The 14,946-nt window shown below is 61.8% G+C and carries 15 protein-coding genes; 9 read left to right on the top strand and 6 right to left on the bottom strand.

Annotation, left to right across the window (positions count from 1 at the left end; all coding sequences use genetic code 11):
- Positions 1–13 precede the first annotated feature (13 nt).
- Genes LUU92_RS27505 through LUU92_RS27495 form a run of 3 tightly spaced genes read left to right on the top strand, consistent with a single transcriptional unit; the run spans position 14 to position 2,954 of the window.
- Entirely contained in the window at positions 14–1,156 is a 1,143-nt protein-coding gene (locus LUU92_RS27505; protein ID WP_028618367.1) for an ABC transporter ATP-binding protein, read from the top strand.
- Positions 1,153–2,073, top strand: coding sequence for an ABC transporter permease subunit (locus LUU92_RS27500; protein WP_058426489.1), 921 nt, complete (start codon positions 1,153–1,155; stop codon positions 2,071–2,073). The genes LUU92_RS27505 and LUU92_RS27500 overlap by 4 nt, the downstream gene beginning before the upstream one ends.
- A complete protein-coding gene (locus tag LUU92_RS27495) occupies positions 2,070–2,954 on the top strand; it encodes an ABC transporter permease subunit (RefSeq protein ID WP_058426490.1) in 885 nt (294 codons plus the stop codon). Before LUU92_RS27500 ends, LUU92_RS27495 begins: the two co-directional genes overlap by 4 nt.
- A 102-nt stretch (positions 2,955–3,056) precedes the next feature.
- On the opposite strand, the gene LUU92_RS27490 is transcribed toward LUU92_RS27495, so the two are convergent.
- Complete coding sequence (locus LUU92_RS27490) at positions 3,057–3,695, bottom strand: HD domain-containing protein (protein WP_071490426.1); 639 nt, start codon at positions 3,693–3,695, stop codon at positions 3,057–3,059.
- Positions 3,696–3,971: 276 nt separating this feature from the next.
- On the opposite strand from LUU92_RS27490, the gene LUU92_RS27485 reads away from it, so the two are divergent.
- Complete coding sequence (locus LUU92_RS27485; protein WP_257102910.1) at positions 3,972–4,937, top strand: GlxA family transcriptional regulator; 966 nt, start codon at positions 3,972–3,974, stop codon at positions 4,935–4,937.
- A gap of 7 nt (positions 4,938–4,944) precedes the next feature.
- Here the strand turns inward: LUU92_RS27485 and LUU92_RS27480 are convergent, their stop codons facing one another.
- Complete coding sequence (locus LUU92_RS27480) at positions 4,945–7,308, bottom strand: penicillin acylase family protein (protein WP_257102909.1); 2,364 nt, start codon at positions 7,306–7,308, stop codon at positions 4,945–4,947.
- Positions 7,309–7,336: 28 nt separating this feature from the next.
- Positions 7,337–7,912 (bottom strand): DUF6436 domain-containing protein, encoded by a 576-nt coding sequence (locus LUU92_RS27475; protein WP_071490423.1) that lies wholly within the window; start codon positions 7,910–7,912, stop codon positions 7,337–7,339.
- A 99-nt stretch (positions 7,913–8,011) separates the two neighbouring features.
- On the opposite strand from LUU92_RS27475, the gene bipL reads away from it, so the two are divergent.
- On the top strand, positions 8,012–8,935 hold the full coding sequence (bipL, locus tag LUU92_RS27470; protein WP_071490482.1) for a phospholipase BipL: 924 nt from the start codon (positions 8,012–8,014) through the stop codon (positions 8,933–8,935).
- 41 nt (positions 8,936–8,976) lie between these two features.
- Here the strand turns inward: bipL and LUU92_RS27465 are convergent, their stop codons facing one another.
- Positions 8,977–9,729, bottom strand: coding sequence for a DUF2059 domain-containing protein (locus LUU92_RS27465; protein ID WP_071490422.1), 753 nt, complete (start codon positions 9,727–9,729; stop codon positions 8,977–8,979).
- A 131-nt stretch (positions 9,730–9,860) separates the two neighbouring features.
- Between LUU92_RS27465 and LUU92_RS27460 the strand changes: the two genes are divergently transcribed.
- Together LUU92_RS27460 and LUU92_RS27455 are read left to right on the top strand one after the other, a co-directional pair.
- Positions 9,861–10,493, top strand: coding sequence for a 2OG-Fe(II) oxygenase (locus tag LUU92_RS27460; RefSeq protein WP_092241837.1), 633 nt, complete (start codon positions 9,861–9,863; stop codon positions 10,491–10,493).
- Between the two features lie 2 nt (positions 10,494–10,495).
- A complete protein-coding gene (locus LUU92_RS27455) occupies positions 10,496–10,978 on the top strand; it encodes a 2-thiouracil desulfurase family protein (protein ID WP_222540605.1) in 483 nt (160 codons plus the stop codon).
- On the opposite strand, the gene LUU92_RS27450 is transcribed toward LUU92_RS27455, so the two are convergent.
- Positions 10,929–11,456: a transporter substrate-binding domain-containing protein gene (locus LUU92_RS27450; RefSeq protein WP_071490419.1), complete on the bottom strand. Its 528-nt coding sequence runs from the start codon at positions 11,454–11,456 to the stop codon at positions 10,929–10,931. The two genes, LUU92_RS27455 and LUU92_RS27450, sit on opposite strands and share 50 nt — an antisense overlap.
- 134 nt (positions 11,457–11,590) lie before the next feature.
- Here LUU92_RS27450 and LUU92_RS27445 point away from each other — a divergent pair, with 134 nt between their 5' ends.
- Entirely contained in the window at positions 11,591–12,031 is a 441-nt protein-coding gene (locus LUU92_RS27445) for a DUF4399 domain-containing protein (RefSeq protein ID WP_058426501.1), read from the top strand.
- A 64-nt stretch (positions 12,032–12,095) separates the two neighbouring features.
- Here LUU92_RS27445 and serA read toward each other — a convergent pair whose 3' ends face one another.
- Complete coding sequence (gene serA, locus LUU92_RS27440) at positions 12,096–13,325, bottom strand: phosphoglycerate dehydrogenase (RefSeq protein WP_071490418.1); 1,230 nt, start codon at positions 13,323–13,325, stop codon at positions 12,096–12,098.
- Between the two features lie 205 nt (positions 13,326–13,530).
- On the opposite strand from serA, the gene LUU92_RS27435 reads away from it, so the two are divergent.
- Positions 13,531–14,925 carry a D-2-hydroxyglutarate dehydrogenase gene (locus LUU92_RS27435; RefSeq protein ID WP_257102908.1) on the top strand — a complete coding sequence of 465 codons (1,395 nt, stop codon included), beginning with the start codon at positions 13,531–13,533 and terminating at the stop codon, positions 14,923–14,925.
- The last annotated feature ends 21 nt before the right edge of the window (positions 14,926–14,946 follow it).

The following is a 14,946-nucleotide window of genomic DNA, read 5'->3' as shown; positions in this document are numbered from 1 at the left end:
GGGAGTTTCGTAAATGGCAGTTGCCTCCGGCGCCTATAAGAAAGCCCTCGAAGGGGACCAGACACCGAAAAAGGTGCTGGTCAAAATCGACCGGGTCACGAAGAAGTTCGACGAGACGATTGCCGTGGACGATGTGTCCCTGGAAATCAAGAAAGGCGAGATCTTCGCCTTGCTCGGCGGTTCGGGTTCGGGCAAGTCCACCTTGCTGCGCATGCTCGCAGGTTTCGAGCGCCCGACTGAGGGCCGCATCTACCTCGACGGTGTGGACATCACCGACATGCCGCCCTATGAGCGGCCGATCAACATGATGTTCCAGTCCTACGCCCTGTTCCCGCACATGACCGTGGCGCAGAACATCGCCTTCGGCCTGCAACAGGACAAGATCCCCAAGGCCGAGATCGACGCCCGCGTGGCCGAGATGCTCAAACTGGTGCAGATGAGCCAGTACGCCAAGCGCAAGCCGCACCAGTTGTCCGGTGGCCAGCGCCAGCGTGTGGCCCTGGCCCGTTCCCTGGCCAAGCGCCCGAAACTGCTGCTGCTCGATGAGCCCATGGGCGCCCTCGACAAGAAACTGCGTTCGCAGATGCAGCTGGAACTGGTGGAGATCATCGAGCGCGTCGGCGTGACCTGCGTGATGGTGACACACGACCAGGAAGAGGCCATGACCATGGCCGAGCGCATCGCGATCATGCACCTGGGCTGGATCGCGCAGATCGGCAGCCCGATCGACATTTACGAAACGCCTACCAGCCGCCTGGTGTGCGAGTTCATCGGCAACGTCAACATCTTCGACACCCAAGTGGTCGATGACGCCGAAGGCCACGCGGTGCTCAAGTGCCCGGACCTGGACCGCGACATCTATGTGGGCTACGGCATCGCCACCTCGGTGGAAGACAAGTCGGTAACCTACGCCATCCGCCCGGAAAAACTGTTGGTCACCACCGAAATGCCGACCTGCGAGCACAACTGGTCCAGCGGCAAGGTGCACGATATTGCCTACCTGGGCGGCCATTCGGTGTTCTACGTGGAGTTGCCGAGCGGCAAGCTGGTGCAGTCCTTTGTGGCCAACGCCGAGCGCCGTGGCCAGCGGCCGACCTGGGGTGACCAGGTCTACGTATGGTGGGAAGACGACAGCGGCGTGGTACTGCGCTCATGAACATGAAGAAGCTCAAGCGCCGCCTGCAACGAATAACGCCCAGTGGCCGTCATGCGGTCATTGGCATTCCCTTCCTGTGGCTGTTCCTGTTCTTCATGCTGCCGTTCTTCATCGTCCTGAAGATCAGTTTTGCCGAAGCCGACGTGGCGATCCCGCCGTATACCGAGATCTACACCTTCGTTGAGCAGAAACTGCAGTTGGTGCTCAACCTGGGCAACTACGCGATGCTCGGCGACGACGAGTTGTACATCGCTGCGTACCTGGGCTCGCTGAAAATGGCGTTCTTCAGCACGCTGCTGTGCCTGTTGATCGGCTACCCGATGGCCTATGCCATTGCCAGTGCGCGCAAAGAGATGCAGACCGTGCTGGTGCTGCTGATCATGATGCCGACCTGGACCGCGATCCTGATCCGCGTGTATGCGTGGATGGGCATCCTCAGCAACAACGGTTTGCTCAATGGCTTCCTGCTGTCCATCGGCTTGATCAACGAGCCGCTGCAGATCCTCAACACCAACATCGCGGTGTATATCGGCGTGGTCTATTCGTACCTGCCGTTCATGATCCTGCCGCTGTACGCCAACCTGGTGAAACACGACCAGAGCCTGCTGGAAGCCGCTTCGGACCTGGGTTCGAGCACCTTCAACAGCTTCTGGAAGATCACCGTGCCGCTGTCCAAGAACGGCATCATCGCCGGTTGCATGCTGGTGTTCATCCCCGTCGTGGGCGAGTTCGTGATCCCGGAACTGCTGGGCGGCCCGGAAACCCTGATGATCGGTAAAGTGTTGTGGCAAGAGTTCTTCAACAACCGTGACTGGCCGGTGGCCTCCGCGCTGGCGGTGGTGATGCTGGCGATCCTGATCGTGCCGATCATCCTGTTCAACCGCAGCCAAGCCAAAGAGATGGAGGGCAAGATATGAAGCGCTTCAGTTTCTCGAGTTTCATGCTGGTGGCGGGGTTGCTGTTCATCTACCTGCCGATGCTGATCCTGGTGATCTACTCGTTCAACGAATCCAAGCTGGTGACAGTGTGGGGCGGTTGGTCGATCAAGTGGTACGTGGGCCTTCTGGACAACACCCAGTTGATGGGTTCGGTGGCGCGTTCCCTGGAAATCGCCTGCTATACGGCGGTGGCCGCGGTAGCGCTGGGCACCCTGGCGGCCTTCGTGCTGACGCGCATCAGCCAGTTCAAGGGCCGCACGCTGTTTGGCGGCCTGGTGACCGCGCCGTTGGTGATGCCCGAGGTGATCACCGGTCTGTCGCTGTTGCTGCTGTTCGTGGCCATGGCGCAGATGATCGGCTGGCCCCAGGAGCGTGGCATCGTCACCATCTGGATCGCCCACACCACATTCTGCGCGGCGTATGTGGCGGTGGTGGTGTCGGCGCGATTGCGTGAGCTGGACCTGTCGATCGAAGAAGCGGCGATGGACCTGGGTGCGCGGCCGTGGAAGGTGTTCTTCCTGATCACCATCCCGATGATTGCGCCGTCGCTGGCGGCGGGCGGCATGATGTCGTTCGCGTTGTCCCTGGATGACCTCGTGCTTGCCAGCTTCGTATCGGGCCCGGGCTCGACGACCTTGCCGATGGAAGTGTTCTCGGCGGTGCGTCTTGGGGTCAAACCCGAAATCAACGCCGTGGCCAGCCTGATCCTGCTGGCGGTGTCGCTGGTGACCTTCCTGGTGTGGTTCTTCAGCCGGCGTGCCGAAGAGATGCGCAAGAAGGCCATTCAGCAAGCGATTGAAGAAGCCGCTGCCGATGGCTGGCAGCAGCCGGACAAGCGCCGGGCAGCTGCACCGGTCTAAATGTGGGAGGGGGCTTTGCCCCGATGACAGTGTGTCAGCCGATGGATATGTGGCTGATGCTCCGCTATCGGGGGCAAGCCCCCTCCTACGTTTGATTGCATTTCAAGTCCAGGGCGACTTGCGGATCACCTCCACAAAATTCATCGGCTTGAACCCCGGCTCCTGATCCACCAGCACATCCGTCTTCACGTTGCCGAACGTGGTCTGCGGACGATGGCGCAAGCCGTCGGCAAACGCGCAGATGATGCACTCCTTGAACCCCTCGCCGCGTGGGTGCGCATGCACCACGGCTTCGCGCTGCAAGCTGGAAAACGCGGCGTAGTCCATGCCCAGCACGTCCATTTCAACGCCGGCCGTCACCAGTGCCACAGTCGGGCGCAAATGTTGCGGCACGCCTGGGGTGGTGTGCAGGGCGATGGACAGCCACACCTGTTCAATATCGTCATCGCTCAGCCCATATGGCTTGAGGAACGCGGCCGCGGCGTTGGCACCGTCGACTTCGAAGCGCTCGTTGTCACTGCGATGGCCTTCCACCAGGCCCAGGTCATGGAACATCGCGCCGACATAGAGCAGCTCCGGGTTGTAGGCCAGTTGCTTGCGTTCACCGCTCAAGGCGCCGAACAGGAATACCCGGCGCGAGTGGTGGTAGAGCAGGTCGGATTCGACGTCGCGGATGTATTCGGTGGTGGCCTTGGCCAGGGCGCTGTCCGGAATCGGGATGCCGGCGATGGTGGTGGTCATGGTGGTTCTCCTCAACAAAGCGCCGGGGGTGGCGCCGATGAGTCCAGTCTGTTCGCGTGGCCGCCAAGGGGCCATCGCGGCGGGGGAGCGATCCCGGCCAATGTGCTGGCATATCACGCCAAGGGTGTACTCGGTCAAATGTAGGCGCTGGCTTGTCGGATCGCCGCACCGCTGCGATATCATCACCGCGGTATACCTGATGGACCGAGTCGCTTGCATCGCAGGCAAGCCAGCTCCCGCAGGGTTTTGCGTTCGCCCGGACATAAAGGTCTACCCATGCAAAAAACCGTCGCCATCCTGATCTTCCCCGGCGTCCAGTCACTGGACGTGAGCGGTCCCATGGACGTGTTCTGCGAAGCCAACCGTTTTCTGCCGCCGCAGGATCATTACCGGTTGGACGTCATCGGCTTCGGTCACGGCAACATGGTTGCTTCCAACGGCCTGTCATTGCAGGCCCACCGGCACTACAGCGAAGCGTTGCAAGCGTATGACCTGCTGCTGGTGGCGGGTGGTCCGCAGTTGCCCTTCGAAGACTTCGGCGCCGAGTTCGATGCTTGGTTACGTGGCGCCACGGCGCGTGCGCAGCGCTTCGGCTCGATCTGCAACGGCACTTTCCTGCTGGCCCGCGCCGGGCTGCTGGACGGGAAAACCGTCACCACCCACTGGAACGATGCGGCGGATCTGGCGCGCTTGTGCCCCACAGCTCAGGTCGAAGCCGACCGTCTCTATGTGCAGGACGGCAGTCTCTACACCTCGGCCGGGGTCACGGCGGGCATCGATCTGTCGTTGTATCTGTTGGCCCAGGATCATGGCCCGGAAGTCGCGCTGAGCGTGGCCAAGCGCCTGGTGGTGTTCACCCAGCGGTCGGGCGGGCAGTCGCAGTTCAGCCCGTTTCTGACGCCCCACGCCGAAACCACCTCGGCGGTAGCGCTGGTGCAGTTGTATGTGTTGGCGAACCTGACCGGGGACCTGACCATTGCCGATCTGGCCAAGGCCGCGAACATGAGCGCACGCAACTTCTCCCGGGTGTTTGCCCGTGAGGCGCGGATCACGCCGGCGGAGTTTGTCGAGCGGGCGCGGGTGGACGCGGCGCGGGTCATGCTGGAAAGCAGCCCCGCACCGCTCAAGACCGTGGCCTACCAATGCGGCTTTCGCGACGCCCAGCACATGCGCAGTGTGTTCAACCGCCGCCTGGGCGTGACGCCGCAACAGTTCCGGCTTAACTTTGCGGCGCCGGTATAGGCGCCGGTTACTGCGGCGCGCGCGCGGGCAACAGCTTCAGTGTCCCGCGCGTATTGGCCGTCACTTCCTCATCGGTGAAATGCGCCTGTTCGTAGCCACCTTCGATGTAGGTTTCGGCCTGGTCGCTGTAGTGTCGGTCAAACGGCACGCCACTTTGCCCGACCGGGTTGATGGTCAGTGCGTGAGCCGCATCGGCGAAGTCGATCAAGCGGCGGGTCGAGGGGCCGTAGGTGACCGGCCACGGCGCCGGGCCGATCATGGCCGACTGGTTGTTCGGCACTTCATGGGTGCCCGGCGCAGGGAACGGGCCGACGTTGAATACCTTGTCCAAAGGCTTCTGCATGCCCAATGGATGGCCGTGGGTCAGGGTATGCGCGGTGCCCCACTGCCATTGGCCCGGGTCATCGCCGAGGGTGGCCTTGAGGTGCGCGAGGCTGTTGTCCCAGGCGAGCTTGACGGTGTCGGCGCGCTTGCCATCCCACCACGGTGAGTCCGGCGTGGCGGCCAGGCGTGGCAGGGCGGCGTCGATCACGCGGGTGGTGAGCAGAGTCTTGAACATGCCGTCGCCGAGTTTCGGGTGGAAGGCCGCGTCGGCCAGGTTGAACAGGAACTGGTTGAGCAGCGTGGCGCTGGTGGAGTCCAGCGGGTAGTCACCTTTCCAACGTGCAAGCTGCTCCACCAGTTTCAACTGTGCCGGGTCCTTGACCACCTCACGCAGTACCGGCAACAGCGGCGCCAGCAGGCGCGGGCCGAAAGCGGTGGTGGTGCCCAGTTGCAAGGCCTGGCTGTTGTTCACGTCCCATTTCACGCTCTTGTCGCTCAACTGCGCATTCAACTGCTGGCCACGGTCGGCCAGGTTGTAATAGCCGGGGATCTCCATACCGGTGGGCGACGCGGGCTGAGCATTGGCCGACACCACATAGCCGCGTGCCGGGTTTTCTTCCTGCGGGTTGGCGCTGAAGGGGTAGAAACCCGGTTTATCGGCCTGTTCGGTACTGCCATCGAGGATGAAACCGGGGTTGACCCCGGCCGGGCGAATCGGCAATTGCGCCGCCGCCCACCAGCCGATATCGCCCTTGGCGTTGGCCCACACGATATTCAGGCCCGGCGCGGACACCTTGGCTGCAGCGGCTCGGGCCTTGGCCAGGGTGTCGGCGCGGTTGAGCTGGTAGAAGCCTTCGAGGATCGGATTCTGGGTGTCGAGGAACGCCCACCACATGGCAATCGGGGTCTTGCCGGCGTTCTCGCCGAGCACGTCATTGATGATCGGGCCGTGGGGCGATTGGCGCAGGGTCAACGTCACCGGCGCCTGGCCCTTCACCGCGATCTGTTGCTCGGTGCGGGTCATGTCGACCCACTGGCCGTGGTACCAGACCTGGTTGGCATTGTCCGGGTTGACCTTCTCGGCGATCAGGTCGAGGTCGTCGTTCTGGAACATGGTCAGGCTCCAGCCGAAATCCAGGTTGTGTCCCAGGAATGCCATCGGCACCAGTGCGTTGTGATAGCCATACAGCTCGAAACCCGGCGCCGACAGCTGCGCTTCGTACCACACCGACGGCACCGAGAAACGAATATGCGGGTCACCCGCCAGCAACGGCTTGCCGCTCTTGGTAAGGTTGCCGCTGATGGCCCAGGCGTTACTGCCTTCGAACTGCGGCAGGCCGTTGTCGGCCAGGGCCTGTTCGCTCAGTGACGCGAGGGCGCCGAGGGTCTGCCAGTCGCTGGCGGCGAGGTGGAGGGCGCCCTTGGGCTGCCAGTCGAGATCAAAGATTTTCAGGTAGTCGCTGCCCAACTGGTCGCGTACGTAAGTCAGCAAAGGCTCGGTGCGAAACGCGGCGGCAAAGCTGTAGGCCATATACCCGGCGACGCTGATGGTGTCTTCGGCGGTGAACGGCCGCTTGGGGATGCCCAGCACGTCGAACTCCATCGGACGGGCGTGGCTGTCCTGATACTGGTTGATCCCGTCCAGATAGGCTTGCAGGGCCTTCCAGTGCGCCGACTCATGATCCAGTTGCGCCACATAGGTCGCGGCGCGGTCGCGAATGCGCAGGCTGCGGAACAGTTTGTCGGTCTCCAGCACCTTCGGCCCGAGCACTTCGGCCAATTCGCCACGCGCCAGGCGCCGCATGATTTCCATCTGGAACAGACGGTCCTGGGCATGCACATAGCCCAGGGCGCGATACAGGTCGGTTTCGTTCTCGGCGCGGATATGCGGCACGCCACGGTCGTCGTAGCGCACCGTGACCGAGCCTTGCAGGTTGGCCAGCGTCACCGTGCCCTGGCGGGTGGGCTGCTTGCTATAGACGTATGCGCCTGCGCCAAGGGCAGCCAGCACGACCAGAACCGCGAACACCTGCAAGACGCGCTTCATGAACATTCCTTACCAAGAGAGAGGCGGGTTACGAGCCTTTTGGCCACGAACAATAGCAGCCCACCGCCAGGGTGTGAGTAGCATTTATCTCGCGCCCCACTTCAAGGGCCTTCAGGATCGGCTCAATAAAGCTGTTGCTGGAATTGCACGTGAGGCCCTCGCTGTAGGGCCCGAAATACGCGAGCTTGCCTGTGCGATCCCAGATCCCCACGGCCGGGCTGGCCGGCACCTGGTCGGCGCCGGGCAGGGCGGCGAGGGTTTTCATCGTGCGCAGGTTGTCGGGCAGTTGGCCGTGGCTGCCGGGCTTTTGTAGGGCGTAGAACTCGACGCCTTGGGGCGCGTACTGCTCGATCAACTCGCCCAGGTGCTGCTGGTTGCCGACGTTGCACGGGCAGGCTGGGTCCCAGAAGTGCACCAGGCGGATCGGGCCGGGGCCGGCGAGGTCGGCGGGCAGCTTCAATGGGTCACCGGAAAACACCGCCGTGTGTTCGCTGAAGGCGCGCAGGTAGCGGCCCTGGAACCAGTCATACGCCGCCCACAGCACGCCCGCGCAGATAACCAGGATCAGGCTGGCGAATAGAGCGGTGCGGTAGGGCTGTCGCATTCAGATGTATCCTCGAAGGTCGCGTAGCTTGCCATGCTTGTCCTGACAGATGAATATCGCAGCTCGATATTCATCTTCGCCGCCAGTCTGGAAGCCTTTATGCCCGTCACCTTTGACCCCGATCATCTGCGCGAAAGCCTGCAGCCCCTGGTGGATGCGCAACCGCTTTCAGCCGAGGCACGGGTCTACCAGCGTTTCTATGGGCTGGACCAGGCGGTGAGTCGCCTGGGGCGCTTCGAGGTGGATGGATTCGAGGTGGTCGCGCAAGTGTGGTGGCCGCCCACACCGGTGGCCACGATGTTCATGTTCCACGGCTTCTACGACCACATGGGGCTGTACCGTCATGTGGTGAAGTGGGCGCTGGACCAGGGCTTCGTGTTGATCGCCTGCGATCTGCCCGGGCATGGGCTGTCCAGCGGCGCACGTGCCAGCATCGACGATTTTGCGGTGTACCAGCACGTGGTGCAGGCCCTGTTTAGCCAGGCCGAAGCCCTGCAATTACCACAACCCTGGCACCTGTTCGGGCAAAGCACCGGCGGCGCGGTGGTGGTGGACCACCTGCTCAACCACGGCGCCGACAGCCCCGCCCAGGGCAAGACCTTCCTGCTGTCCCCCCTGGTGCGGCCGCGTGCGTGGGGCTGGTCGCAGGTCAGCTATTACCTACTGCGCCCCTTCGTCAAAGGCATTGCGCGGCGGTTCAGCGAAAACACCAACGACCCCGCGTTCAAACCGTTCCTTGAAGCCGACCCGCTGCAGCCGCGCCAGTTGCCGACCGCCTGGGTGGGCGCCTTGGCGCGCTGGATCAAACACATCGAAGCCGCACCGCGCAGCCCTCGGCGGCCGGTGATCGTGCAGGGTGAAGAAGACATGACGGTGGACTGGCAGCACAACCTGCAGGTGTTGCGGAGCAAGTTCGACCAGCCGGAGGTGTTGATGCTGCCGCGTGGCAGGCATCACTTGGCCAATGAGATTCCGGAGATTCGCGAGCAGTACTTCAGGTATCTCACCCAGCACCTGAACTAAGACGATCCAAATGTGGGAGGGGGCTTGCCCCTCCCACATTTTTACTGCGCAAGGCTTGAGGTGCTTTGGCCGACCGCCAGGCCCGCGCGAATAGCGGCAAGGGCTGCCTGGTAATACGCCTTACCTTCCGGCGACTCCGCAAACGTCGCGAATTCTTCCAACTCCGGGTCGGACAGATCCCGATAGACGTACAGCAGCGTGTTGTTCAGATCCTTGTCGATCTGCTGCATCAACCGTTCACGTTGACCATTCAACATGCCTTGGGCCTGGCCGCCGCCCAGCAGGCCGGGGATCATCTGGCTCAGGCTGTCGGCCGCCACGCCGGCAATCGCCAGGCTGACTTCCGCGCCGGCTTCACGGGCCGGCAGGGCCTGGGCCAGGTGGCCGATGATCAGGCTGCGTGTGGCGCCGGCTTCGATTTTCGGCAAACCCTGGGCGTTTTTCGCCAGTTGGTCACGGCGGGTGGCGAGCAATTCGGCGGCGACAATCTTGCGGCCCAGGGGCGATTGGAAAAACGCCAAGGCAGGCGCAGGGTCCGCCAGGTGTTTGCGCAATTGCGCTTCGGCACGCTGGTCCATGGCCTGGGCGGCAAAGCGTTTATTGCTGTTGTCCACCAGCGCCTGGTACACCGCCGGCGGCAGGCTATTGCGATAGCGTTGCTGGGCGGCACTGAGGGCGTCATTGAAATGCGCACGTTGTTCGGCCCAGCCGGCGACCTTGTACAACTGGTCATGGCCGTCTGCCCAGGCGGGCAAAACGCAGAACATCAGCAAGGAAAAAAACAAACGACGCATAGGGACTCCTGTCAGTCGGCCACTATTGTCCGTGTCGGGCGTAGGATTTGTCGAGAAGTCCTATCAGTCACCTGACTAAAGTGCATTCAGACGCTCGGCGGCTCTGTCGGATTCACAGGCGTATGGATACTATGCGCGCCATGCAAATGCCCTTCGATCACCCCTTGCTGCAATGTATTGTCGACGACCTGGCCGAAAAGGGCTGGTCCCGACAGGACGGCTTCCTGCCCCAGGCTCTGACCCTGGAACTGGCGGCTGAGTGCCGTAAACGCAAGGCCGAAGGTGAGCTGGCCCCGGCAGCGGTAGGGCGCGGCCCGAGCCAGGAGATCCGTGAAGGCATTCGCGGTGACCACATCCAGTGGCTGGAAGAGGGCGATGCGGCGGTTTGCGACACCTATATGGCGGTGATGGACAGCCTGCGCCTGGCCATGAACCGTGGCCTGTTCCTGGGCCTGGAAGACTTCGAAAGCCATTTCGCGATGTACCCGCCGGGGGCGTTTTACCTCAAGCACCTGGACCGTTTCCGTGACGATGACCGGCGCATGGTCTCGGCGGTGATCTACTTGAACGATGCCTGGCTGCCCGAACATGGCGGCCAGTTGCGCATGTACCTCAAAAACGGCGTCGAATACGACGTGGTGCCCACCGGCGGTAGCCTGGTGGTGTTCCTGTCTGGCGAGGTGCCCCACGAAGTGATGCCCGCCACGCGCGAACGCCTGTCCCTCACCGGCTGGTTTCGCCGGCGGGGCAACGAGCCGTTCTGAGCATGCAAAAGATTCTGATCAGCCGCTGCCTGCTCGGGCACAAGGTGCGTTATGACGGTGGCGCCAGCGGGCCGTTCGACCAGTTGGCCGTGTGGCAGGCCGAGGGGCGTGTGGTTGCGATCTGCCCGGAAGTGTCGGGTGGTTTGCCAACGCCACGACCTGCTGCCGAGATCCCAGGCGGGCAGGGTGTGGATGTGTGGGAGGGGCGTGCCCAGGTGCTGACGGCCGAGGGCGAAGATTTCAGCGCAGCGTTCCTTGATGGTGCCCGCCAGGCACTGGCTCTGGTTCAACGCCACGCTATCCGCATCGCCGTGCTCAAGGCCAATAGCCCGTCCTGTGGCAACCTGCTCACCTATGACGGCACTTTTACCGGCGTGAAAGTGAGTGGCGAGGGCGTAACCGCGGCACTGCTCAAGCGCCACGGCGTGCAGGTGTTCAGTGAGCTGGAGCTGCCTGAGGCTGCGCGGGCACTGGCGCGGCTGTAGTCGGGGTTTCTCCTTCAAACCACTTCTGCGACAGCGCCTTTAACCGGCCATCCTCCTTCACCCGCTTCAGCGCGCCGTCCAGGCTCGTCTTGAACGCCGGGTTACCCTTCTGGAACGGGATCACCAAATCAGGCTTCTCGCGATAAACCTCGCTGAAATCGAACTGATCCTCAAGGTCGGCAGTCTTAGCGATATGGTTGATGGCCACGTCGTACTTGCCGGTTGCCACGCCGGGCAGCAAGTCGACGTCATCGGTGGTGATGAACGAGGAGCGCACATCCATTTCCTTTGCCAGCAGCTCACCCAGTTCCACTTCGAAACCGGTGAGTTTGTCGCCTTCCTTGAAGTTGAACGGAGGTGTATTGGCTTCAAGGGCGATGCGCAGTTCGCCACGATCGAACACATCATCGACCAGTTCGGCGTGAGCCAGGGGGCTCAGAAGGGGAAGCAGCAGTAACAGGCCAGGCGAAAAGCGCATGGTCACTCCTAGAGAATTTTTATGTGCGAGGCGCCGGTCAGCATCGCTTTGCTATGGTGTTGAGTGCCTTGGACAGCAATTTGTCGCGAAGTTGTCTTAACCCTACAGATTTCACAGAAAAACTGGAGAAGCGAATGAAAGCCCTTTTGTCCCGTGCCACCCTGGCCTCCCTGATGCTGGGTGCTTCGATGTTGGCAAACGCTGCTGATGTTCCCCGCACCCCCGCACCCAAGGGCGCCGAGGTGTTTATCGTCTCGCCCAAAGATGGCGCCACCGTCGACAAGACCTTCACCGTCAAGTTTGGCGTGAAGGGGCTGGACCTGGAACCGATCGACAAGCAGGTGCCCGGTGCCGGTCACCATCACCTGCTGGTCGACCAGGACGTGACGTCGCTCAAAGCAGACGAGGCGATCCCGGCCACCGCCACCTCTATCCATTTCGGCAAGGCGCAAACCGAAACCGAACTGACACTGGCCCCAGGCAAGCACACCTTGCAACTGGTGGCGGGCGATAACGTGCACCGCCAGTTCGAGCCCACTGTAGCCTCGAAAGTGATCACGGTTAACGTCAAGTAAGATTTGTTCAGATGCAAAAAAGGGAGCCCCGAGGGGCTCCCTTTTTCGTGGTGCGGTCGAAACCTTAGAACAACACGCGGCTACGGATAGTGCCGTTGATGTGCTGCAGCTTCTCTTGCGCCAGGTCCGAGTACTCGGCGTCGACGTCGATCACCACGTAGCCGACCTTCTCGTTGGTCTGCAGGAACTGACCGGAGATGTTGATGCCGTTTTCCGCGAAGACCTTGTTGATCTCCATCATCACGCCAGGGATGTTCTGGTGGATGTGCAGCAGACGGTGTTTGCCAGGGTGAGCCGGCAGGGCCACTTCCGGGAAGTTCACGGACGATACCGAGGTACCGTTGTCGCTGTACTTGACCAGCTTCTCGGCCACTTCCAGGCCAATGTTGGCTTGGGCTTCAGCGGTGGAACCGCCGATGTGCGGGGTCAGGATCACGTTGTCCAGGCCACGCAGCGGGCTTTCGAAGATGTCGTCGTTGGAGCGAGGCTCAACCGGGAACACGTCGATGGCGGCGCCGATCAGGTGCTTGTCCTTGATCGCATCGGCCAGGGCGTCCAGCTCGACCACGGTGCCGCGTGCGGCGTTGATCAGGATGCCGCCCTTCTTGATGGCGCGGATTTCCTTCTCGCCGATCATCCACTGGGTCTCGGCAGTTTCCGGAACGTGCAGGGTCACGATGTCGGACATGCCCAGCAGCTCGGTCAGGCTGGCCACTTGGGTGGCGTTGCCCAATGGCAGCTTGGTCAGGGTGTCGTAGAAGAACACCTGCATACCGAGGCCTTCAGCCAGGACCGACAACTGAGTGCCGATCGAGCCGTAACCGACGATGCCCAGCTTCTTGCCGCGGATCTCGAAGGAGTTGGCCGCGCTCTTGATCCAGCCGCCACGGTGGCAGGAAGCGTTCTTCTCGGGAATGCCGCGCAACAACAGGATGGCCTCGGCCAGCACCAGCTCCGCCACGGAACGGGTGTTGGAGTACGGTGCGTTGAACACCGCGATGCCGCGCTCGCGCGCAGCAGAGAGGTCGACCTGGTTGGTGCCGATGCAGAAACAGCCGACCGCCACGAGTTTCTTGGCGTGATCGAAGATTTCTTCGGTCAGCTGAGTGCGGGAGCGAATGCCGATAAAGTGCGCGTCGGCGATCTTTTCCTTGAGCTGGGCTTCCGGCAGAGAACTGGTGATGTACTCAATGCTGGAGTACCCGGCGGCCTTCAGTACTTCGACGGCCGATGGGTGGACGCCTTCCAGAAGAAGGAACTTGATCTTGCTCTTATCGAGAGAAGTCTTGCTCATCTGCGTAAACCTGTATCCCGGAGAAAAATGGCAGGGAATCGGATCGCTTAAGCTGACCCGGACGGCAGGAAAGCCGTCACCGCAGAAACGCCCTTGGGCTCTGTCCTGCGGGGGCGGTATGCTAGCATACGCGCCCCGCTAAACACTCATTCCTGCGACGTGAAGCGTTCTCAGGATGACCATGAATTGTTCGAGAGTTCTGTCGATGACCCATCCTGCCCTGATTGATGAGCTAAAGACCCTGGTTGAGCCCGGCAAAGTGCTGACCGATGCAGACTCCCTGGAGGCTTACGGCAAGGATTGGACCAAGCACTTCGCACCCGCCCCGACCGCCATCGTCTTCCCCAAGACCACTGAGCAGGTCCAGGCCATCGTGCGTTGGGCCAATGCGCACAAGGTGGCGCTGGTGCCATCCGGTGGGCGTACTGGCCTGTCGGCCGCTGCCGTGGCGGCCAATGGCGAAGTGGTGGTGTCGTTCGACTACATGAACCAGATCCTCGACGTGAACCTCACCGACCGCACCGCCGTGTGCCAGCCGGGCGTGGTCACCAAGCAATTGCAGAACGTTGCCGAAGAAAAAGGCCTGTACTACCCGGTGGACTTCGCGTCGTCGGGTTCCAGCCAGATTGGCGGCAACATCGGCACCAATGCCGGCGGAATCAAGGTCATTCGCTACGGCATGACCCGCAACTGGGTGGCCGGCATGAAGGTCGTCACCGGCAAGGGCGATGTGCTGGAGCTGAACCGCGACCTGATCAAGAACGCTACCGGCTACGACATGCGCCAACTGTTCATCGGCGCCGAAGGCACCCTGGGCTTTGTGGTCGAAGCCACCATGCGCCTGGATCGTGCGCCGAAAAACCTCACCGCCATGGTGCTCGGCACTACTGACTTTGATTCGATCATGCCGGTATTGCACGCGTTCCAGAGCAAGCTGGACCTGACCGCCTTCGAGTTCTTCTCCGACAAGGCCCTGGCCAAGGTCATGGGCCGTGGCGACGTGCCGGCGCCGTTCGAAACCGAGTGCCCGTTCTATGCGCTGCTGGAATTCGAAGCCACCACCGAAGAAGTCGCCAACCACGCACTGGAAACCTTCGAGCACTGCGTGGAACAAGGCTGGGTGCTGGACGGTGTGATGAGCCAGAGTGAAACCCAGCTGCACAACCTGTGGAAACTGCGCGAGTACATCTCCGAGACCATTTCCCACTGGACCCCATACAAGAACGATATTTCGGTGACTGTCTCCAAAGTACCGGCGTTCTTGAAGGAAATTGACGCGATCGTCGGCGAGCACTATCCGGACTTCGAAATCGTCTGGTTCGGCCACATCGGCGACGGCAACCTGCACCTGAACATCCTCAAGCCGGAAAACCTGAGCAAGGACGAGTTCTTTGCCAAATGCGCCACTGTGAACAAGTGGGTGTTCGAAACCGTCGAGAAATACAACGGCTCGATCTCCGCTGAACACGGCGTTGGCATGACCAAGCGCGATTACCTGACCTACAGTCGCTCGCCGTTTGAAATCGAATACATGAAGGCTGTCAAAGCAGTGTTCGACCCGAACGGGATCATGAACCCTGGCAAGATCTTCGCTGTTTAATCGCCCTGAAGGAGTCGTTCC

Source organism: Pseudomonas extremorientalis, assembly GCF_024584605.1.
Taxonomy (GTDB): domain Bacteria; phylum Pseudomonadota; class Gammaproteobacteria; order Pseudomonadales; family Pseudomonadaceae; genus Aquipseudomonas; species Aquipseudomonas extremorientalis.
This window is presented reverse-complemented; position numbering and strand designations above follow the sequence as displayed.